The 21,197-nt window shown below is 66.2% G+C and carries 20 protein-coding genes; 9 read left to right on the forward strand and 11 right to left on the reverse strand.

Annotated features, from left to right (window positions below; genetic code table 11):
* Positions 1–187 precede the first annotated feature (187 nt).
* Positions 188–1,618 carry a glutamate--tRNA ligase gene (gene gltX, locus OC446_RS23130; protein ID WP_262031369.1) on the reverse strand — a complete coding sequence of 477 codons (1,431 nt, stop codon included), beginning with the start codon at positions 1,616–1,618 and terminating at the stop codon, positions 188–190.
* Between the two features lie 181 nt (positions 1,619–1,799).
* On the opposite strand from gltX, the gene OC446_RS23135 reads away from it, so the two are divergent.
* The gene (locus tag OC446_RS23135; protein WP_262031370.1) at positions 1,800–4,040 is read left to right on the forward strand and encodes a ComEC/Rec2 family competence protein; all 2,241 of its coding nucleotides are present in this window, start codon (positions 1,800–1,802) and stop codon (positions 4,038–4,040) included.
* A 163-nt stretch (positions 4,041–4,203) separates the two neighbouring features.
* Here OC446_RS23135 and lexA read toward each other — a convergent pair whose 3' ends face one another.
* From lexA to OC446_RS23175, 8 genes are all read right to left on the reverse strand, one after another.
* On the reverse strand, positions 4,204–4,908 hold the full coding sequence (lexA, locus tag OC446_RS23140) for a transcriptional repressor LexA (RefSeq protein WP_213561912.1): 705 nt from the start codon (positions 4,906–4,908) through the stop codon (positions 4,204–4,206).
* A 112-nt stretch (positions 4,909–5,020) separates the two neighbouring features.
* The gene (gene glp / locus OC446_RS23145; protein WP_262031371.1) at positions 5,021–6,277 is read right to left on the reverse strand and encodes a gephyrin-like molybdotransferase Glp; all 1,257 of its coding nucleotides are present in this window, start codon (positions 6,275–6,277) and stop codon (positions 5,021–5,023) included.
* The gene (gene moaC / locus OC446_RS23150) at positions 6,274–6,750 is read right to left on the reverse strand and encodes a cyclic pyranopterin monophosphate synthase MoaC (protein WP_262031372.1); all 477 of its coding nucleotides are present in this window, start codon (positions 6,748–6,750) and stop codon (positions 6,274–6,276) included. The genes glp and moaC overlap by 4 nt, the downstream gene beginning before the upstream one ends.
* A complete protein-coding gene (gene trpC, locus OC446_RS23155; protein ID WP_262031373.1) occupies positions 6,747–7,547 on the reverse strand; it encodes an indole-3-glycerol phosphate synthase TrpC in 801 nt (266 codons plus the stop codon). Before trpC ends, moaC begins: the two co-directional genes overlap by 4 nt.
* Positions 7,548–7,555: 8 nt before the next feature.
* The gene (gene trpD / locus OC446_RS23160) at positions 7,556–8,569 is read right to left on the reverse strand and encodes an anthranilate phosphoribosyltransferase (protein ID WP_262031374.1); all 1,014 of its coding nucleotides are present in this window, start codon (positions 8,567–8,569) and stop codon (positions 7,556–7,558) included.
* Between the two features lie 5 nt (positions 8,570–8,574).
* On the reverse strand, positions 8,575–9,201 hold the full coding sequence (locus tag OC446_RS23165) for an anthranilate synthase component II (RefSeq protein WP_262031375.1): 627 nt from the start codon (positions 9,199–9,201) through the stop codon (positions 8,575–8,577).
* 58 nt (positions 9,202–9,259) lie between these two features.
* Positions 9,260–10,780 (reverse strand): anthranilate synthase component I, encoded by a 1,521-nt coding sequence (trpE, locus tag OC446_RS23170; RefSeq protein WP_262031376.1) that lies wholly within the window; start codon positions 10,778–10,780, stop codon positions 9,260–9,262.
* A 4-nt stretch (positions 10,781–10,784) separates the two neighbouring features.
* Positions 10,785–12,680: a peptidylprolyl isomerase gene (locus tag OC446_RS23175; protein WP_262031377.1), complete on the reverse strand. Its 1,896-nt coding sequence runs from the start codon at positions 12,678–12,680 to the stop codon at positions 10,785–10,787.
* 135 nt (positions 12,681–12,815) lie between these two features.
* On the opposite strand from OC446_RS23175, the gene tpiA reads away from it, so the two are divergent.
* The 5 genes from tpiA (at position 12,816) to OC446_RS23200 (ending at position 17,309) form a co-directional block, all read left to right on the forward strand.
* The gene (gene tpiA / locus OC446_RS23180) at positions 12,816–13,583 is read left to right on the forward strand and encodes a triose-phosphate isomerase (protein ID WP_262031378.1); all 768 of its coding nucleotides are present in this window, start codon (positions 12,816–12,818) and stop codon (positions 13,581–13,583) included.
* Positions 13,584–13,703: 120 nt separating this feature from the next.
* Positions 13,704–14,114: a preprotein translocase subunit SecG gene (gene secG, locus OC446_RS23185; protein ID WP_262031379.1), complete on the forward strand. Its 411-nt coding sequence runs from the start codon at positions 13,704–13,706 to the stop codon at positions 14,112–14,114.
* 105 nt (positions 14,115–14,219) lie between these two features.
* On the forward strand, positions 14,220–15,848 hold the full coding sequence (locus tag OC446_RS23190) for a CTP synthase (RefSeq protein ID WP_262031380.1): 1,629 nt from the start codon (positions 14,220–14,222) through the stop codon (positions 15,846–15,848).
* Positions 15,849–15,992: 144 nt separating this feature from the next.
* A complete protein-coding gene (locus tag OC446_RS23195; RefSeq protein ID WP_262031381.1) occupies positions 15,993–16,856 on the forward strand; it encodes a VOC family protein in 864 nt (287 codons plus the stop codon).
* 51 nt (positions 16,857–16,907) lie between these two features.
* A complete protein-coding gene (locus OC446_RS23200; protein ID WP_262031382.1) occupies positions 16,908–17,309 on the forward strand; it encodes a DUF350 domain-containing protein in 402 nt (133 codons plus the stop codon).
* Positions 17,310–17,317: 8 nt separating this feature from the next.
* On the opposite strand, the gene OC446_RS23205 is transcribed toward OC446_RS23200, so the two are convergent.
* Positions 17,318–17,587, reverse strand: a complete 270-nt coding sequence (locus tag OC446_RS23205) for a transcriptional regulator (RefSeq protein WP_181052810.1) — start codon at positions 17,585–17,587, stop codon at positions 17,318–17,320.
* A gap of 260 nt (positions 17,588–17,847) precedes the next feature.
* Here OC446_RS23205 and kdsA point away from each other — a divergent pair, with 260 nt between their 5' ends.
* The 3 genes from kdsA (at position 17,848) to OC446_RS23220 (ending at position 20,744) form a co-directional block, all read left to right on the forward strand.
* Positions 17,848–18,696, forward strand: a complete 849-nt coding sequence (gene kdsA, locus OC446_RS23210) for a 3-deoxy-8-phosphooctulonate synthase (RefSeq protein WP_262031383.1) — start codon at positions 17,848–17,850, stop codon at positions 18,694–18,696.
* Positions 18,697–18,992: 296 nt separating this feature from the next.
* The gene (locus OC446_RS23215) at positions 18,993–20,171 is read left to right on the forward strand and encodes an MFS transporter (RefSeq protein ID WP_262031384.1); all 1,179 of its coding nucleotides are present in this window, start codon (positions 18,993–18,995) and stop codon (positions 20,169–20,171) included.
* Positions 20,172–20,219: 48 nt separating this feature from the next.
* Positions 20,220–20,744, forward strand: coding sequence for a DUF305 domain-containing protein (locus OC446_RS23220; RefSeq protein WP_262031385.1), 525 nt, complete (start codon positions 20,220–20,222; stop codon positions 20,742–20,744).
* 1 nt (position 20,745) lies between these two features.
* On the opposite strand, the gene queF is transcribed toward OC446_RS23220, so the two are convergent.
* Positions 20,746–21,195 (reverse strand): preQ(1) synthase, encoded by a 450-nt coding sequence (gene queF, locus OC446_RS23225; protein ID WP_262031386.1) that lies wholly within the window; start codon positions 21,193–21,195, stop codon positions 20,746–20,748.
* Positions 21,196–21,197: the final 2 nt, after the last annotated feature.

Raw genomic sequence — 21,197 nt, forward strand, 5'->3', positions numbered from 1 at the left:
AGCATCGCACAGCCCACCAGATTTCGGAATCACCCGTCAGTGACACAACACTAGTGCAACCGGTGGGTCGGAGAAGGCCTCCGGGGTTGCGGAACCGAGGTTTGCCGGTCGGTCGGGAGGATGATGGCGCCTTGGGTAGCTTATCCGTGGGAACGGAGCAAGCACGTCTAAAGGCGAGAAACGCCTGCTATGCAGCAGGCGCATTCTTGGTTTGGTCGCGCAGGCGCGACAGGGTTTCGTCCTTGCCGAGAACCACCATCACGTCAAAGATTCCCGGCGAGGTAGCCCGTCCCGTCAGGGCGGCCCGGAGCGGCTGGGCGACTTGGCCGAGCTTGGCCCCGATCGCCTCAGCATGGTCGCGCACGACCGCTTCCACGCTCGCCGCCGACCAGTCGGACACGGCTTCGAGACGCTCGGGAAGGCCCGCGAGGCGTCCGCGACCGTCCGCAATAAGGCTGGTCGCCTTCTCGTCCAAGTGCAGCGGCCGCTGGGCATAGAGGTAGTAGGCGCTGTCGAGCAGCTCCACGAGGGTCTTGGCGCGCTCCTTGAGGCCCGGCATGGCGGCGATCAACTTTTCGCGCAGGGCCGGCTTGAAGGTGCGCCCCAGGTGGTGCTCGTCCTTGTCGAGTTCCGGCAGCAGGTCCTCGAGGGCCTGAACCAGCCGCGCGTCGTCGGCCTGGCGCATGTAGTGGCCGTTGAGGTTCTCCAGCTTGGCGAAGTCGAACCGCGCCGGAGACCGGCCGATGCTGCCGAGGTCGAAGGCGTCGATCATCTCCTGGGTGGAGAAGATCTCCTGGTCGCCATGGCTCCAGCCGAGACGGACGAGATAGTTGCGCAGGGCCTCCGGCAGATAGCCCATGCTGCGGTAGGCCTCGACGCCGAGCGCTCCGTGGCGCTTGGAGAGCTTGGCGCCGTCGGGGCCGTGGATGAGGGGGATATGGGCCATCTTCGGCACGTCCCAGCCGAGTGCCTGATAGATCTGCGTCTGGCGCGCCGCGTTGGTCAGGTGATCGTCGCCGCGGATGACGTGGGTCACGTTCATGTCGTGATCGTCCACCACGACCGCGAGCATGTAAGTGGGCGTGCCGTCCGAACGCAGGAGAACGAGGTCGTCGAGATCCTTGTTCTGCCACACCACGCGGCCCTGTACCTCGTCCTCGACCATGGTCTGGCCCTCGATGGGAGCCTTGAGGCGGATGACGGGCTTGACGCCCGCGGGAGCCTCGGACGGGGCGCGGTCGCGCCAGCGGCCGTCGTAGCGCAGCGGCCGGCCCTCCTTGCGGGCGGTCTCGCGCATCTCCTCCAGCTCCTGCTGGCTGGCATAGCAATAATAGGCACGGCCCTGGGCCAGGAGGCTCTCGGCGACCTCCTTGTGACGGGCCGCGCGGGAGAATTGATAGACCACGTCCCCATCCCAATCGAGGCCGAGCCATTTCAAGCCGTCGAGAATGGCCGTGATGGCGGCGTCCGTGGAGCGTTCCCGGTCCGTGTCTTCGATGCGCAGCAGCATCTTGCCCCCATGCCGCTTGGCATAGAGCCAGTTGAACAGGGCCGTGCGTCCCCCTCCGATATGCAGGAAGCCGGTGGGAGAGGGGGCGAAGCGGGTGACGACGGTCATCGCAGGAAACCTTGAGTAAAACGTGTGGGCGCGCGGCTTTTTGCATCCGCAGCGTCATCCGACTCAATCCACAGGGCAGTTTGGGCCGGAGCGTGCGGTCGTCTAGCATGTGCTGAGACCCGCGTTAAGCCGAAGCCCAATGGAAGACAACCAAGGAAAGCCCCGGAGGATCCCGCGCAGCATGGCGCGGGCCGTGGCGCTGCCTTTGTCCACGGGCGCTCCTCTGATCTGGGCTCCGCCAGACGGCTGGGGCTGGCTGTCCCGGAACCTCTCGATGGAGGTCGAGCAGCGCCGGCTCTTTCCCTGGATCGCGATCTTCTTCGGCATCGGCATCGTGCTGTTCTTCCAAGCCGATGGCCAGCCGGCGCTCTGGGCCCCGATGGGTGCGTTTGCGCTTTTCACCGCCGCCGCCGCGACCTTCCGCCGGAACCTGGCGGCCTTCTCAGTCATGATCGCGCTCGCGGCGCTTTTCGCGGGTTTCACGGCCGGCGTCGTCCGGACCCGGAGCGTGGCTGCCCCGGCCCTGAGCCGCCTCGTTATCGCGCCGGTCACGGGCTTCATCGAGACCATCGAGGATCGTGAGAGCGGAAAACGGCTGCTTTTGCGCGTGACCGGGATCAAGGGTGTGGCGGATTCCGATCGGCCCGAGCGGGTGCGCGTGTCCGTGCGCAGCGGCGAGGGACTGTCGCCAGGCCAGATGATTGCCGGCACGGCGCGGCTTCTGCCGCCGCCTCAGGCGGCATGGCCCGGCGGCTATGATTTCGCCCGCGATGCCTCCTTCAAGGGAATCGGCGCCGTGGGCTCCATGGTCGGTCCGGTGCGCCGGATCGACCCGCCGGAGGGGCCTGACTGGTCGCTTCGGATGGCGGCTCGGGTCGACGCGGCGCGCAATGCGCTGACCGAGCGCATCGCATCGGCCATCGGCGGGGCGGCCGGGGGCGTCGGCGCCGCGCTGGTGACGGGCAAGCGCGGCCTCATTCCGGAGCCAACGAACGATGTGCTTCGCGCTGCCGGCATCTATCACATCGTGTCGATCTCCGGCCTCCATATGGTGCTGGCCGCAGGCACCTTCTTCTGGATCGCCCGGGCGCTCCTCGCCCTCGCGCCGAGCGCCGCATTGCTGTGGCCGGTGAAGAAGATCGCCGCCGTCGCGGCCATGATCGGAGCGACGATCTACTGCGTCTTCTCGGGCTCCGACGTCGCCACTGAGCGCTCGCTCATCATGACACTCGTCATGTTCGGCGCGGTCCTCGTCGATCGCCCCGCCTTGAGCATCCGCAACCTCTCGATGGCCGCGCTGATCGTGCTGGCGCGGGAGCCGGAGGCGTTGCTCGGGCCGAGCTTCCAGATGTCCTTCGGCGCCGTCGCCGCCATGATGGCGCTCGTGCCCTTGATGCATACACTGAAGCCGGAAGGACCAAGTGGCGGCATCGTCGCGCGAGGCGTCCTATGGGTCGGTCAGGCCATGCTCGGCCTCGTCACGACCACTCTCGTCGCGAGTTTCGCGACGGCACCCTTCGCGGCCTATCACTTTCAGGGCCTCAACCCCTACGGTCTCGTCGGCAACGCGCTGGCCCTGCCGCTCGTCTCGCTGATCGTCATGCCGTCCGCCGTTCTCGGCGTGATCGCCTATCCGTTCGGCCTCGACCGTCCGATCTGGCAGTTCATGGGCTTGGCCGTGTCGCAGGTTCTCGAGGTCTCAGCCTGGGTCGGGGGCTTCAATGGCTCGACACTGGTAGTCCCGGCTCTGGGGAGCGCGGCGCTCGTTCTCCTGAGCCTCGGGCTGATCCTCGTGTCGGTTCCCGCATCGGCCTTGCGATGGCTCGCTTTCGCGCCGGCCGGGCTTGGGCTGGCCTTCGCCGCGACGCCGGACCGCTACGACGTCTTCATCGACAGGGATGGGGCAGGGGCGGCTATTCGCGGCAAGGAAGGAAGGCTGTCGCTCGTGGGGCGTCCGTCCGGTTTCGTGGCCGAACAATGGCTGCGCGCCGATGGGGATGCGAGAAGCGCCGACGATGAAAGCCTGAGGCAGGAAGCAAAATGCGATGCGGCCGGCTGCGTCGTCGCGGCGGCCGATGGACGATGGGTCGCCTTCGTCCAGGATTTCGCGGCGTTCGAAGAGGATTGTCGACGCGCTACAGTGATCGTCACGCGGCTCAAGGCGCCGCCCACGTGCAAGGCACCCTTCGTTCTGGACGGCGATGCTCTGAAGGAGCGCGGCGCGGCTACGATCCGCTTCAGCCCCAAGGCCGTCGAACTTCGTTCCGTCCGGAAAGGGCGGGAGGTCAGTTCATGGTCTGTTGCGGAAACGCACCGGACCGAGCTCTCGTCGGCTCAGGAACCTCCACGTCGTGTGCAGCCTGTTCCGGAGCAGGATCTGCCCGAGGAAGACCTCCCTGCATCCGACGAGAATGAGAACTGACGACCGCTGCATCAGGTTTTGATCCAGCCCATCGAACGCAAAACCGGTTCACACACTTGCGTTCGATGGGCTGGAGCCGTTTCCACGGAGGTGGAAACGGCTTTCTGCTTTGGGTGGTCGCATTCTTTGACGGTGAGCCGGATCCGCTTCACCGAAAAAGGCTTCAGTATCGGCGGACCAGACTGACGAGCTTGCCCTGGATCTTGACCCGATCTGGGCCGAGCACGCGGGTTTCGTAAGCCTGGTTGGCGGCCTCGAGGGCAATGGAGGAACCGCGACGGCGGAAGCGCTTCAGGGTCGCCTCCTCGTCGTCGATCAGAGCCACGATGATGTCGCCCGTATTGGCCGTGTCCTGACGGCGGATCACCACGAGGTCCCCGTCGAGAATGCCGGCTTCCACCATGGAGTCGCCACGGACCTCAAGGGCGAAGTGATCGCCCTGGGCCAGGAAATCGCCCGACAGGGTGATGGAATGGCTGCGGGTCTGGATCGCCGAGATCGGCACACCGGCGGCGATCCGGCCCATGACAGGGATCGACATCTCCCGGTCGCGCGGATCGGCAGCCGGCTGGGGCGCGGCCTTGGCCTTGCCGGCAAGGCCGCCCTCGACCACGCTCGGCGTGAAGCGCCGCTGGCTGCCGGCGCCGCTGGTGCTCTCCGGCAGGCGGATCACCTCCAGGGCCCGGGCGCGATTCGGAAGGCGGCGGATGAAGCCGCGCTCCTCGAGCGCCGTGATGAGGCGATGGATGCCGGATTTGGACTTGAGGTCGAGCGCATCCTTCATCTCGTCGAAGGATGGCGGAACTCCGGTTTCACGCAGCCGCTCATGAATGAAGCGGAGCAATTCGTGCTGTTTGCGCGTCAGCATGGCTGGCCCTTACTGCCCCCTAAGGAGCGATTCTGAAACAAATCAAGAACAAGGTAACCGTTCTCGCTGTGTTCCGCAAGCCTGAGTATTCGGAGCCTATTAAAAAGATGTCTCAGCAGAAGCGGTCGAGCCGGATGACCCGGCACGGCTCGCCCGCATTGGCTGCCGGAGCATGGGGCGGACGCACGAGCAGGGCGTCGGACCGTTCGAGGATGCTCAGCATGGACGAATCCTGCAGCAGATGCGGCATCGCGACGGGAAGCATCACGCGCTCGGTTCCGTGGGCGAGGCTCAAGGGGATGTCCTGGAGGGTAAGGCCGGCGCGCATGTAGTCCTGGCGCTCCCTGTTGGCCGGCAGGTCGGCTCCCAGGATCGCATCCTCCGTCGGGTCCTCGGCGGCCCTCTGGTCGCCAAGAAGAGCGCGGATCGCGGGAATCAGGAACAGGACGGCGCAGACCAGCGAGGAGACCGGGTTGCCGGGAAGGCCCAGCAGTAGGGTCGATCCGAGCCGTCCATGCATGAGCGGCTTTCCAGGGCGCAGAGCCACGCGCCAGAAACCGAGGTCCATGCCATGGCGGCTCAAAGCCTTCTGCACGAGGTCGTGCTCGCCCACCGACGCGCCGCCCAGGGTGACGAGAATGTCGGCTTGCGCATCCTTGGCCGCCTGAATGCGCTCGTCGAGCGATTCGAGTGTGTCGCGGGCGATACCGAGATCGATAGATTCCGCGCCGGCCTTCTCCACCATCAGGATCGTGGCCGGAAGGCTTGACGCGGTGATCTGGTCGGGGCCGACGGGCTCGCCCGCCCGCACCAACTCGTCACCGGTGGCGAGAACGGCGACGCGCGGCTTGCGATGGACGGACAGCGCGCCATGGCCCATGGCGGCCGCGAGAGCGATATGGCGGGAATCGAGACGTAGACCCGCCTGGAGCAGCACGTCGCCGGAGCGGAAATCCAGCCCCGCCACGCGGATGTGCCTGTTGGGGCGGGCCGCTTCCTTCACCGTGACCTCGACGCCGGAGCGCTCCGTGTCCTCCTGCAGCACCACCGCGTCCGCTCCTTCGGGAACGGGGGCTCCGGTGAAGATCCGCACGGCTTCCAGGGCGCCGACGGTGCCGGTGAAGCGGTTGCCCGCCGCGCTCTCGCCGATGATCCGGAGGGTCGCAGGAATGTCGGAGCAATCGGCGCTGCGCACCGCATAGCCGTCCATGGCGGATGCCGGGAAGGGCGGCTGGTCGCGTAGCGCGCTGACGTCTTCGGCCAGCGTCCGGCCCGCGCAGGCGGCCAGGGGAATGCGCTCGGTCCCGACCGGTTTCTCGACGTTCGCCAGAACGCGGGAAAGAGCATCCTCGACCGAAATCAGGCTCATGGCGCTTCGAAGTCTCCCGAGCGGCCGCCGCTCTTGCGGCGCAGGCGGATGTGTTCGATCCGCATGCCCTTATCGGCCGCCTTCACCATGTCGTAAATGGTGAGGCAGGCGACGGAGACGGCGGTCAGGGCCTCCATCTCGACACCGGTCTGGCCCGACACCCTCACCTCGGCGGTCACGCGGATGCCGGGAAGGCTGTCATCGAGGGCGCAGTCGACCTTTACCTTGGAAATGAGGAGCGGGTGGCAGAGGGGGATGAGCTCGTGCGTGCGCTTGGACGCCATGATCCCGGCGAGCCGGGCCGTGCCGAGAACATCGCCCTTCTTGGCCTCGCCGTGGCGGATCAGGTCGAGCGTCTCCGCCTGCATGACCACGCATCCCTCGGCGATCGCCGTGCGGCTGGTGACGCTCTTGTCCGAGACGTCGACCATGCTGGCCTGGCCCGATGAATCGAGATGCGTGAGTTTCGTCATGCCGCCTCGCCGAACAGGAGCCTCCGGGTTGCCGCCGCCACGTCCGCCTGCCGCATCAGGCTCTCGCCCACGAGGAAGGTGCGGATATCCACCTTCGACAGGCGCTCGATATCGGCCAGGGTGAAGATGCCGCTCTCGCCTACCACGATTCGGTCGGACGGGATCAGGGGAGCCAGCTCCTCGCTGACGCCGAGCGACACCTCGAAGGTGCGAAGATTGCGGTTGTTGATGCCGACGAGCCTGGTGCCGAGGGGCAGGGCGCGCTCCAGCTCCGCGCGGTCATGCACCTCGACCAGCACATCCATGCCGAGGTCGTGCGCCGTATCGATCAGGGTGCGCGCCTCGTCGTCCGAGACGCTCGCCATGATGACCAGGATGCAATCGGCCCCCCAGGCGCGGGCCTCGTAGACCTGATAGGGCTCGAACAGGAAGTCCTTGCGCAGGGCGGGCAGGCCGGAGGCGTCGCGGGCCTGGGCCAGGTATTCGGGCCGGCCCTGGAAGGAGGGCTCGTCGGTGAGCACCGACAGGCAGGTCGCGCCGCCCTCGGCATAGGCCCGCGCTAGGCTCGGCGGGTCGAAATCCGCGCGGATCAGGCCCTTGGACGGGCTCGCCTTCTTCACCTCGGCGATGAGCGCCGGCCGCCCCTCGGCAAGGTGGCGTTCGATGGCCTTCGCGAAGCCGCGCGGCGGAGAGGCCTCGCGGGCGCGCTTCTCGATCTCGCTCGGCGAAACGGCCGCTTTCGCCGCCGCGATCTCCTGGCGCTTATAGGCTTCGATCTTGCTGAGAACGTCGGCCATCGGGGCGCTCAAGCGTTCGAGGCTTTGACGAGGCGCTCGAGCGTCGCCTTGGAGGCGCCGCTGTCGAGTGCCCGCGAGGCCCGGTCGAGGCCATCGCGCAGGTTCTCGGCCTCATCGGCGATCACGAGGGCGGCCGCCGCATTGAGCAGGGACACGTCGCGATAGGGCGTGCGGGCGCCGTCCAGGACCGCGCGGAGCTGGGCCGCGTTGTGCTCCGGGTCGCCGCCGCGTAGTTCGTCGAGGGATACGGTCGGCAGGCCGACTTCCTCGGGCGTCACGGTGAAGCGGCGGATCGCGCCGTTCTCCAGCGCCGCTACGAAGGTCGGGCCGGTGGTCGTCATCTCGTCGAGCCCGTCGGAGCCGTGCACGGTCCAGACCTTCTGGGAGCCGAGTTCCTTGAGAACCTGCGTGAGCGGTTCGAGCCAAGCCTCTGAAAAAACGCCGAGAAGCTGCCGCTTGGCGCCGGCGGGATTGGCCAGCGGGCCAAGCAGATTGAAGATCGTGCGCGTTCCGAGCTCGACGCGTACCGGCGCCACGTGGCGCATGGCGGCGTGGTGGGTCTGGGCGAACATGAAGCAGAGATTCGTCTCGGTCAGGCAGCGCTCCAGTTCCTCCGGGGCGAGGCCGAGCCTAAGGCCAAGGGCCGCCAGCACATCGGCCGTTCCGGATTTCGAGGAGGCCGCCCGGTTGCCGTGCTTGGCCACGGGAACGCCGCAGGATGCCACGATGATCGAGGCGAGCGTCGAGATGTTGTAGCTGCCCTTGTGGTCGCCGCCGGTTCCGACGATGTCGATCGCCGTCTCGGGAGCCTTGACCCGAAGCATGCGGCCGCGCATGGCCGTCACCGCGCCGACGATCTCGTCCAGCGCTTCGCCGCGAACCCGCAGCGCCATCAGGAAAGCGCCGCCTTGTGCAGGCGTCACCTCGCCGGAGAGCAGGTCGTCGAAGGCATCCCGCGCCTCGTCGCGCGTCAGCGATGCGCCCGTGGCGACCTTGGCGAGGTAGGATTTGAACGATTCCATCGGTTTCAGTGTCCTGCTGGAGCGGCTCTGCCGCCGGCGTGGTGCTTGGCGTTCCAATCCGCCGCGAGTTCGAAGAAATTGCGCATGATCGTCACCCCGTGCTCCGACAGGATGCTCTCGGGATGGAACTGCACGCCGTGGATCGGCAGAGAGCGGTGCGACAGGCCCATGACCAGACCATCCGCGGTTTCGGCCGTCACCTGCAGGTCGGCCGGGCAGGTCTCGCGGTCCACGATCAGCGAGTGGTAGCGGGTCGCCTTGAAGGGGCCGTTGATGCCGCGGAACACCGCCTGGCCGCCGTGCTCCACCTCCGAGACCTTGCCGTGCATGGGAAGCGGCGCCCGCGAGACTGTGCCGCCGAAGACCTGCCCGATGGTCTGCAGGCCGAGGCACACGCCGAAGGTCGGGATATCGGGCGAGGCGCGCTTCACCAGATCGAGGCAGATCCCGGCCTCGTTCGGCGTGCAGGGTCCAGGGGAGAGCACGATGGCATCCGGCCGAGAGGCGAGCACCTGGTCGGTCGTGGTGGCGTCGTTGCGCACCACCTCGACGGAGGTTGCGAGCGGACCGAGCAGATGCACCAGATTCCAGGTGAAGCTGTCGTAATTATCGATGACGAGAACGCGGGTCATGGCGCGCCGACGTTCGCGTAAGCGAAGCTCCCGGTCAAGGGAACCATCGTCGCCCTGCTCATTGTCCGATCCTCGCCTGGCTGGCGAAGCGCACAGCTTCCTCGGCGGCCCGGAACAGGGCCTTCGACTTGTTGATACATTCCTGTTGCTCGGACACGGGATCGGAATCGTACACGATGCCGGCGCCAGCCTGGACGGCCATGCGCCCGTCCTTCACCAGGGCGGTACGCAGCACGATGCAGGTATCCATCTCGCCGTTGGCGCCGAAATACCCGATGCAGCCCGCATAGGGGCCGCGTTTGTCCTTCTCCAGCTCGTCGATGATCTGCATGGCGCGCACCTTCGGCGCGCCGGAGACCGTGCCGGCCGGGAACCCCGCCACGAGTGCGTCGAGGGCGTCGAAGGACGGGTCGAGCCTTCCTTCCACGTTCGACACGATGTGCATCACCTGGCTGTAATATTCGAGGAAGAAGGAATCCGTGACCTCAACGGAGCCCATCTCGGCCACGCGCCCCACATCGTTGCGGCCGAGATCGAGCAGCATCAGATGCTCGGCGCGTTCCTTATGGTCCGCCAGCAGGCTTTCCGCGTGGGCCCGGTCCTCGGCCGCCGTCGCGCCGCGTGGCCTTGTTCCGGCGATGGGTCGGATCGTGACCTTGCCGTCGCGAACCCGCACGAGGATCTCCGGCGAGGAGCAGACGATCTGGAAATCCTCGAAGTCGAGGTAGCAGAGGAACGGCGCCGGATTGACCCGCCGCAGGGAGCGGTAGAGCGCGAAGGCGGGCAGAGGAAAGGCGGACTCGAAGCGCTGCGACAGCACCACCTGGAAGATGTCGCCGGCGCGGATGTATTCCTTCGCCCGTGCGACCATCCCCTCGAATTCCTGCGGGCTCGTGTTCGAAACCGGGGGCTCGAACTGGATCTGCGTCGGGTCGGTGCGGTCGTCGATGGGAATCGGGCGCTCGAGGGCCGCCGTCACGTTGTCCAGGCGCGCGAGGGCCGTCTCGTAGGCCGCCTTGGCCGAAGTCCCGGCTTGCGGGCGCACCGGCGTGATCAGCGAAACCTCGTCCTTCACCGCGTCGAACACCACCATCACGGTGGGACGGACGAGGATCGCGTCCGGGACCTTCAGCACATCCGGATTGGGCTCGGGCAGGCGCTCCATGACCCGCACCATATCGTAGCCCAGATAGCCGAAGAGGCCCGCCGCCATGGGCGGCAGATCGTCGGAAAGGGGCAGGGCGCTTTCCCTGATCAGGGTGCGCAGGCTCTCCAGCGGCGGAGCTTCCTCCACGGTGAAATCCTGCTGGCGACTCAGCGCCCGGCGGTCGATGGCCGCGACGCCGTCCTGGCAGCGCCAGACGAGATCCGGATCGAGCCCGATCATGGAGAAGCGGCCGCGGGTCGCGCCGCCTTCGACGGATTCGAGCAGGAAGGCGGACCCTTTCCGGTCATGCCTCAGCTTCAGGAAGGCCGCCACGGGAGTGAGCAGGTCGCCCACGAGCGTGGCGCGCACGACGCCGGCCTCCCCGGCCTCGTAGGCCGCGGCGAACGTCTCGAAATCGGGCGTGATCGTCATGGGGTCACGATTCGCCGCCCGTCGCCCGACGCAGCGCCGGCTGGTTGATGGTGACACCGAGATCCTGGCGCACCTGGGCGATGTACTCGTTGAGCAGGTCGTCGCCGATCCCGGTGCGGAGCTGGTTCTCGGTGTTCTGCGCCGCCTGCGTGGTGGTGACGAGCGGCGGAACCGTGGCCGAGGTGACGCTGAACACCGCGCGGGCATCCGTGCCGTTCGCCGCATGGCCTGTCTTGCCGACCGGAACGGCGAAGATGCGGTTCACCGCTTCGGCCGTGAGATCGTCCTTCGCCGTGTTGCGGGCAAGGTCGGTCGCGTTCTGGACCGGCGCGCCGGCAGCCTGCGCGACGGCCTCGATGGTCTCGCCCTTCTCAAAGCGTCCGGCGAGTTCGTTCGCCTTTTCGGACAGGCGTTGAGCCACTTGGTCCTCGCGCCACTGGGCGGCGACCTGATCGCGGACCTCGTCGAGGTTCTTCTCACGGGAGGCTTCGATGCCGGTGACGTCGTACCAGACATAGCCGGTGCCCATGCGCAGGGGCTCATTGTCGACCCCGATATCGGACGCGAAGGCGGCCTTCACCACAGCGTTCTTCTCGGGCAGGTTGACCGCGTTGCCGGCTTTGTCCCGACCCTGGGCATCGACGGCCGGGATTTGGACCAGGGTCAGGCCCTTCTCCTTGGCGATCTCCGCCAGGGGCTTGGCGCCCGCGCGCAGGTCCTCGATCTCATCGTGGATGCGCTCGATCTGACCCTTGGCGCGATCCTGGGCCACCTCCTGGCGGAGCTCGCCGGCTACCTCCTCGAAGGGACGGACGGCCTCGGGCTGGATCAGGGTCACCCGCACGAGCACGGGGCCGAACCGACCGGCGATCGGGGCGCTGACGGCATTCTGCTCGAGCGCGAAAGCCGCGTCCGCCACGGTCTGATCGAGCATCTCGGTCTTGGTGAAGGTGCCGAGCTCCAGGTCCTGCGGGGAGACGTTGCGCTCGGCCGCGAGGGCGTCGAACGTCGTGCCTTCCTTGATCTTGGCGGCGGCGGCCTCGGCCTCCTCCTGGGACGGGAAGGTGATCTGTTGGATCGTGCGGCGCTCCGGCGTGCCGTACTTGGCCTTCTGCTGCTCGTAAGCCTGCCGGGCATCGGCATCCGAGACGGAATCGGGCTTGGCGAGGGCGGCGGCATCGAGGGCCAGGACCGAGACGGCCCGGTATTCAGGCGCCCGGAAGCTGCTCCGGCGCTCGTTGAAGAAGCTCTGGAGCTGCTCCGCGGTCGGAGCCGGAATGTCGCCCGCCATGGCCGGGGTCAGGAGCATGTAGGAGGCCGCGCGGCGCTCGGTCCCGTAGCGGTGGAGAGCTTCCTTGGCGGCCATCGGCACATTGACGTCGCCCGCGATGGCCTCGGCCAGATGGAGGCGAACCATGGCGGAGCGCTGCTCCTGGACGAACCCAGCCTCGGAGAGACCGACATTGCGAAGAGCCTGATCGAACTGGGCGCGGTTGAACTGTCCGTCGCTACCTTTGAAGGCAGGATTGTTCATGATCGAGCCGGCGACGAGCTGGTCCGAGACCGAAAGGCCCATTTTCTTGGCCTGCTCGGCCATGACGGCTTCCGTCACGAGATTGGAGATCACCTGCTGCTCGAGGCCGAAGGCGCGCGCCTGCTCGGGGCTGATAACCGTGCGGAACTGGCGCCCGAGCCGCTGAAGCTCGTTGGTATAGGCGGTGCGGACCTGATCGACCGAAATCTTGGTGCTGCCGACCTCGGCCACGGTGGAAGCGGGCGTGACGCGGAAGATGTCGCCGATGCCCCAGATGGCGAAGCTGACGATCAGGGCGCCGAAAAAGATGGTGGCGATGGCTTTGCCGACGACAGTCTGCCCAGCCTTGCGCATGTTCCGAAGCATCGTGAACCCGTTTTCCAAAAACTCGTTAAACCTGCCGATAACCGATCAGGGGCTCTACGAAAAGGGCAAGTCTGGTTGAAAGAAGGCTCAACCCTCTGTACTGCCGAAATATCAAGCGTGACAGGAGTGCCGTGAATGAGCGTCGATAGGCCGCGCCCGCTGGTGGCGGGAAACTGGAAGATGAACGGATTGAAGAACTCCGCCAGGATTCTGGAGGAAATTCACGCCGGCTACACGCCTGGCCTGAAGGCCAAGGTGGAACTCGCCGTCTGTCCTCCGGCGACCCTCGTGTCTCTCCTGGCCTATGCATCGGTCGGCTCCCGCATCGCGATCGGTGGTCAGGACTGCCACGCCAAAGAGTCGGGGGCCTTCACGGGCGATCTCTCGGCCGAGATGTTGGCCGATGCCGGCGCGACCTATGTGATCGTCGGGCATTCCGAGCGCCGCCAGTACCACAGGGAAAAGGACGCGGATGTCTGCGCCAAGGCGGTGGCGGCCCACCGGGCCGGCCTGACGGCCATCGTATGCGTCGGGGAAACCCGGGAGGAGCGCGAATCCGGCAAGGCCCTCGCGGTGGTCCGCAAGCAGCTGCGCGGCTCGATCCCGGTCGATTCGAACAGCCACAACCTCGTGGTCGCCTATGAGCCGGTCTGGGCCATCGGCACCGGCCTGACGCCGACCGTCGCCGACGTGGCGGAGGTGCACGCCCTGATCCGGGACGAGATGCGCCGCCTCGTCGGCAAGGCGGACGCGCCCAAGGTTCGGATCCTCTACGGCGGCTCCGTCAAACCCTCGAACGCGGCCGAGCTCATGGCGGTCGAAAACGTCAACGGCGCTCTCGTCGGCGGCGCCAGCCTCGTGGCGGCCGATTTCCTGGCCATCGCGGGAGCCTATCTCGGGTAACTGAGAAAAGGCGGGTTGCGGGTCTTTGATCCTGAGCCCACCTATGCTACAGGCCGCCGCAACGAACGGATTGCGAGCGGCTGTCGCCCTGTGCGCAGCCGCTTGAGGTTTTTGAAAACGATGCAAACAGTTCTCATCATTGTCCATCTGGTCATCGTGCTCGCCCTGATCGGCGTGGTTCTCCTGCAGCGCTCGGAAGGCGGCGGCATGGGACTCGGCGGAGGCGGGGGCGGAGGCGGCGTGTCCGGCTTCATGACCGGCCGCGGCCAGGCCAACGCGCTCACCCGCGCGACGGCGATCCTCGCGGGCCTCTTCTTCGTGACCAGCATCGCGCTGACCATCATGGCGACCTCGACCCGGGCTCCGCGCTCGATCCTCGATGGCGCCGCGCCCGCGGCTCCTGCACCGGGCCAGCAGGCTCCGGCGGCTCCGCAAGGCGGCAACGTGCTCGAGCAACTGCAACGCCTCCAGGGCGACCAACCGGCGGCTCCAGCCCCCGCGGCGCCGGCGCCCACAGCGCCTCAGCAGTAAGTGAACAGCAGGGCCGGTCCTCCGGCCCTCTCTTTTTGTGGATGGGTTTCGGGGCACGCAGTTCGCGATTGCGAATCGGCGCCCGATCTTTATGGATAGGGGTCCATGACGCGGTACGTATTCATCACCGGCGGCGTGGTGTCTTCGCTCGGCAAGGGTCTGGCTTCGGCGGCCCTGGGAGCGCTTCTCCAAGCACGCGGTTACAAGGTTCGGCTTCGCAAGCTCGACCCTTATCTCAACGTCGATCCGGGGACGATGAGTCCCTACCAGCACGGCGAGGTCTTCGTGACCGATGACGGCGCTGAAACCGATCTGGATCTCGGACATTACGAGCGCTTCACCGGCGTGCCGGCCACCAAGGCCGACAACATCACCACCGGGCGCATCTATCTCGACATCATCACCAAGGAGCGGCGCGGCGATTACCTCGGCGCCACGATCCAGGTGATTCCGCACGTCACCAATGCCATCAAGGACTTCGTGCTCACGGGCAACGAGGGCTTCGATTTCGTGCTGGTCGAGATCGGCGGTACGGTCGGCGACATCGAGGGTCTGCCGTTCTTCGAAGCCATCCGCCAGCTCGGCAACGATCTGGAGCGCGGGCAGGCGATCTATGTCCACCTGACGCTCCTGCCGTTCATCCCGTCCGCGGGGGAGCTGAAGACCAAACCGACCCAGCACTCGGTCGCGGAGCTGCGCTCCATCGGCATCCAGCCAGACATTCTGCTTTGCCGCACCGATCGCGAGATCCCGAAGGACGAGCGTCGCAAGCTCGCCCTGTTCTGCAACGTGCGCGAGACGGCCGTGATCGAGGCGCGCGACGCCCGCTCAATCTACGACGTGCCGCTTGCCTATCACGAAGCCGGGCTCGACAGCGAGGTCCTCGCGGCCTTCGGCCTGGACAGCGCCAAGGCTCCGGATCTCTCCCGCTGGACCAATATCTCGGGCCGCGTCCACAACCCGGAGGGCGAGGTCACCATCGCGGTTGTCGGCAAATATACCGGCCTCAAGGACGCCTATAAGTCCCTGATCGAGGCGCTTCACCACGGCGGCATCGCCAACCAGGTCAAGGTGAACCTTGAATGGATCGAGAGCGAGATCTTCGAGCACGAGGATCCGGCTCCGTTCCTGGAGGGCATTCACGGCATCATGGTGCCCGGCGGCTTCGGCCAGCGCGGCGCCGAAGGCAAGATCCGGGCGGCCCGGTTCGCCCGCGAACGCAAGGTGCCGTATTTCGGCATCTGCTTCGGCATGCAGATGGCTGTCATCGAGGCGGCCCGCTCGCTCGCCGGCATCAAGGATGCCAGTTCGACGGAGTTCGGCCCGACCTCGGAGCCGGTCGTCGGCCTGATGACCGAGTGGTTGCGCGGCAACGAGCTGGAAAAGCGCGCCTCCGGCGGCGATCTCGGCGGCACCATGCGGCTCGGCGCCTACCAGGCCTCTCTCAAGCCCGGCAGCAAAGTGGCAGAGATCTACGGCGGCACGGAGATTTCCGAGCGCCACCGGCACCGCTATGAGGTCAACATGACCTACCGCGACAAGCTGGAGCAGAAGGGCCTGCGCTTCTCGGGCGTGTCGCCGGACGGCGTCCTGCCGGAGATCGTGGAATACGAGGACCATCCCTGGTTCATCGGCGTCCAGTACCACCCGGAGCTGAAGTCCCGCCCGTTCGAGCCACATCCGCTCTTCAAGAGTTTCATTCACGCGGCCCTGGAGCAGAGCCGGCTGGTTTGAGCGATTCTACTGATGCGTCATCACCGGCCTCGTGCCGGTGATCTCGTTTCGAGTTCGGGTGTTTCTCAGGTCACGAGGAGCGCCCATCCTGGCCAAATCCGGATTCGGGCCTAAGTCTATGCTCTCGCTACAGGAAGGAGCCCGATGACCCGCCGGATCGATCATCTCGTCATTGCCGTCCGCGACCTCGATGAAGCCGGGAGCTTCTATCGGCGGCTCGGCTTTCAGGTCGGCGCCCGCAATCGCCATCCCTGGGGGACGGAGAATCGGATCGTCCAGCTCCCCGGCTCGTTCATCGAGCTGATTTCGGTCGGCGAGGGTGCGGCGATCGCGCCGCACCGGGCAAGCGCGTTCAGTTTCGGCGCCTTCGTCCAGGACTATCTCCGGGACCGCGAAGGCCTCGCCATGCTGGTTCTCGACAGCCGGGATGCCGAGGCGGATGCGGCGCTGTTTTCGCAGAAGGGAATCGGATCGTTCGAGCCCTTCCATTTCGAGCGCAGCGGCAAGCGTCCCGACGGCAGCGAGACGAAGGTCGCCTTCACCCTGGCCTTCGCATCGGCCGATGATTCGCCGAAGACCGGCTTCTTCGTCTGCCAGCAGCACTTCCCGGAAAACTTCTGGAATCCGGAATTCCAGCGCCACGACAACAGGGCGACACAGATCTCGTCCGTGACCTTGGCGGCACCCGACCCAGAGCAGCTTCGCGCCTTCCTCAGCGCCTTCACGGGCATCGAGCCGGCAAGCCCGGACGGCGACGACCTGTCCTTCCGGCTGAGCGAGAGCCATATCGACGTGCTCACGCCCGATGACGCCGCTGAGAATTACGGTTCGGTTGAGGCAGAGCTCGATCAGCCGGCCTTCGTAGCCTTCGCGGTTCGCGTCGAGGATATCCACGCCCACGCGAAGTGGCTGGACGCTGCCGAGATCCCCTACCAGCACATCGGCAGCAGGCTCATCGTGCCTGCCAGCGCGGCGTTCGGTGTCGCCATCGCCTTCGAGCCAACGTAATATTAACCATGATCCCCTAGACGATGGAGAACATCGTGTGGGGGACTGATCGTGGCTTCATCTCTGGCTGGCTTGGCCGATTTCCTGATTTTCTTCGTACTCGCGGTTGGCCTGGTCGGCCTCTATCTGGCGGTCTATACGCTGGCGACCATGCACAACGAGTTCGCGCTGATCCGCGAGAACGTGATTTCGGCCGCGACGGCTCTCGGTTTCAGCCTCGTGGGCTTCGCGTTGCCACTAGCAAGCGCCATCGTCCACGCCCAGACCATCGTTGATTGCCTCGTGTGGGGTCTGGTGGCCTTGGCCGTGCAGATCCTCGTCTACTGGCTGGTTCGCATCGTCATGCCGAACCTCTCCCAGCGCATTGCCGGGGGCGAGATGGCGACCGCCCTGTTCCTCGGCGCCGCGTCGCTCGCCGCCGGGATCATCAACGCGGCCGCGATGACGTTCTGAGAACCGCGTCAGGCGCTCGCTTCGACCATGCGGGCGAACTGAACGGCTTCGGCCCTCAAGGCCGGAGGCACGAGCATCGGATTCTTGTGCCGGACCGCATAGAGCATGGCGATCCGCTCGATGGCCCGGAGGTAAAGATCCGGGATCTCGCTCTCGCCCCATTCGAAGGCCTGGTAGTCGCGCAGGTTCAGGTCGATCTCATGGGCCATCTTGCTCTGGGTGAAGCCGAGCGCAGTCCTGAGAGCCACAAGCTCGTGCACCTTGTTCTGTTCCGACATGAAAGCGCCCCCCAAGCGCAGCGAAGTCATCGAGCGAACCGGTTCAGGATCGATTGAAGGTAAATTTTCTCAATCTTTCCATGCGGATAGGAGCATGTTTTAGCGCGCTCTTAAAGTAAATCGACCTTTCGTTGGAAGAAGGAATCCTCCACGGGTTTCCGCTTGGGAGGGCCCGATGCGTTTCGCTCCGCCGCGGGAGCGAAGTCGTGCTATGCACAGGGCCGCTTTGCTTGGTGCCGCAGACAGGATAGAGACCGCGCATGACCGATACCAAACAGCACTCCGCCATCGTCGAGGCCGGCAATGTCCGCTTCGGCAATCATCTGCCGCTCAGCATCATCGCCGGGCCCTGTGCCATGGAAAGCCGCGAGCATGCGCTCGAAATGGCAGCTGCGCTCAAGGAGATCACGGGGAAGCTGGGCCTGAGCCTCGTGTACAAGTCGTCCTTCGACAAGGCGAACCGCACGTCGGTCTCCAGTGCCCGCGGCATCGGGCTGGACAAGGCCCTCGCTATCTTCGCCGAGGTCAAGGAGACCTACGGCCTGCCGGTCATCACCGACGTGCACGAGAACGAACAATGCGCTCTCGTGGGCGAGGTGGTCGACATCCTGCAGATCCCCGCCTTCCTCTGCCGCCAGACCGATCTCCTGGTTGCTGCCGCGAAGACGGGCCGGGTGGTCAACGTGAAGAAGGGGCAGTTCCTGGCTCCCTGGGACATGGCCAACGTCGCGGCCAAGGTGACGGCGGCCGGCAACCCCAACGTAATGCTCACCGAGCGCGGCGCCTCCTTCGGCTACAACACGCTGGTGTCCGACATGCGCTCCCTTCCGATCATGGCCGAGACGGGTGCTCCGGTGATCTTCGACGCCACCCATTCCGTCCAGCAGCCCGGCGGCAAGGGCACGACCTCCGGCGGCCAGAGGGAATACGTTCCGGTTCTCGCGCGCGCCGCCGTCGCGGTCGGAGTCGCAGGCGTCTTCATCGAGACCCACCAGGACCCGGACAAGGCCCCGTCGGACGGTCCCAACATGGTCCCGCTGAAAGAACTTGAAGGCCTGCTCGCGCAGCTGAAGGCGTTCGATGCGCTGGCGAAGGGCAGGGTGGGGTAGAATTCGCGCCGCGTAGACGGATCCGGCGACATGGCTGTCACCTCCGGCGGCCGAGGTGCGGGAACGGGATCCACGTTTAAACGCTGTGCTATCGATCCCTTCCCCTCCGCCGCGCTCCGGCTGGGAATGACACCGATGGCGCCCTTCCGATCGAGGTCACTGGCACGGTGCGGGTGACGACGTAGAGGTGCCCATGCCTTTTCGGGAGGTCAGGTCTGCGCTCCTGCGGCTCGAATAACGGCAGTGGCATGCTAAGGAGCCTGTGCTCCCTCTGCGGCTTCACTCGTTAGGATGCCATGTCCTCCCGCAACCTGATCCTGATCCTCGCCACCAGCGGCTTTGCGAGCACCTTCTCCGGCCGCGCAGTCGAGCCGATGGTCGGGATCATCGCCCGAGACCTGGGTTCCAACCCGCAAACCATCGCACTTCTTTCGGCCGCCTTCGCGCTGCCTTATGCGTTCATCCAGCCGGTGCTGGGGCCCATCGGCGATGCGCTCGGCAAGGAGCGCGTCATGAAGGTGGCGCTGTCGATTCTGTTCCTGGCTCTAGCCTGCTCCTTCTTCGCCCCCAACGCGGCCACGCTCTTTACGCTTCGTGTCATCGCCGGCGCGGCGGCCGGAGGCGCGGTGCCGCTCTCCATTGCGCTGATCGGCGACCGGGTCGAGATGGCGAGGCGACAGGTGGCCCTGAGCCGCTACCTCGTGGCTGTCATCATGGGCCAGCTCGCTGGCTCGTCCCTGGCGGGGCTCCTCGCGGAAGCGATCGGCTGGCGTGGCGTGTTCGGCCTCTCGACCCTTATGATGGCGCTGGCGCTTGCGGTCACCGTGATCGGCTTCAGGGGCGCTCTGCCGGGCGGGCGGTTCGATCCGGGGACGGCGATCCAGCGCTATCGGGGCATCCTGTCCAATCCCCGGGCCCTGTTCCTCTTCGGCTCGGTCTTCGTCGAGGCCATCGCGCTGTTCGGGGTCTTTCCCTACATCGCGCCGCTGCTCGAGGAGAGGGGCGGGGGCGGAGCGGCCCAGGCGGGCTTCGCCATCGGCGGATTCGCACTCGGCGGCCTGGTCTATTCCGCCCTCGTAAGCTGGATGCTGCGGCGGCTCGGCATCGGCAGGATCCTCTTAGGGGGAGGCTTCTTCGCCGGAGCCGCGCTCCTCGTCCTCGGAACCGGCGGAGACTGGAAGCTGGACGCGGCGGCCCTGCTGCTCATGGGTCTCGGCTTCTACATGCTCCACAACACCTTCCAGGCCCAGGTTACGGAAGTGGCACCCGGCGCCCGCGCCTCGGCCGTTGCGCTCCACGCCTTCTCGTTCTTCTGCGGGCAGGCCCTCGGCGTCGTTCTGATGGGCTTCGGCCTTCGGAATATCGGGCTGATGGCCTCGACGAGCGTGGCCGCTTTGGTCATCGTCTGCGTCGGCGTGACGGCCGCTGCCGTTCTCGGCCGGTCCCCCAAGCCGCCTGCCACGGCGAAACAATAGGGCGGCCGATCCGTTGGTCCCGTGTGAAACCGCACGGGACCGGTGGCGATGAGCTATGCACGTTTTGGCGCTATGATCGTGACGTCCACGATCGTGATGTTCGGCCTGATGTATCTGAATACCTACGCGCTGGACCACGTCTTCTACAGCCAGACGCGGACCTGGATGGCCGTCGTGATGGGGGCCGTGATGGCCGTCATCATGCTCGGCTTCATGTGGTCCATGTACGGGAGCAGGGCCGCCAATATCGCGATCCTGGCCGTCAGCGCTCTGGTCTTCGCCGGGGCCTTGTGGCTGGTCCGCAGCCAGGAGACCGTCACCGACGTCTCCTACATGAAGGCCATGATCCCGCACCATTCCATCGCGATCATGACCAGCGAGCGCGCTCATATCCGCGACCCACGGGTCAGGCTGCTCGCGGATCGCATCATCGAGGCCCAGGTCCGCGAGATCGGCGAGATGAAGTCCCTGATCGCCGATCTCGAACGAAATCCGGTGGCGAACGGCGCTCCGGATCTGCCCTCCTATCGGGAGCGGGGAGCCCCGCCGCCGCCGGCGGCGAGGCCTGATTGATTCAGCGGGCGCGATACGGCGCCACGCCCTGGTCGGGCAGCCACAGGTTCTTCGGCAGCTCGCCGGTCTGCCAGAACACGTCGATGGGGATGCCGCCGCGCGGATACCAGTAACCGCCGATCCGCAGGTAGCGCGGCTCCAGCAGGTCGGCGAGGCACTTGCCGATGGCGACGGTGCAATCCTCGTGGAAAGCGCCGTGATTGCGGAAGCTGTGCATGTAGAGCTTGAGCGACTTCGATTCGACGAGCCAGGGCCCTGGCACGTAGTCGATCACGAGAATTGCGAAGTCCGGTTGCCCCGTCACCGGGCAGAGCGACGTGAATTCCGGCACCGTGAAGCGGGCGAGGTAATCGGTGTCGGTATGGGGGTTCGGCACCCGGTCGAGCTGCGCTTCCTCGGGGGATTGGGGCTGCGCGCTGGCATGGCCGAGCTGGAGAGTGGTTTCCGTCATCT

The sequence above is a fragment of the Microvirga sp. Mcv34 genome, assembly GCF_024519725.1.
Lineage (GTDB): Bacteria > Pseudomonadota > Alphaproteobacteria > Rhizobiales > Beijerinckiaceae > Microvirga.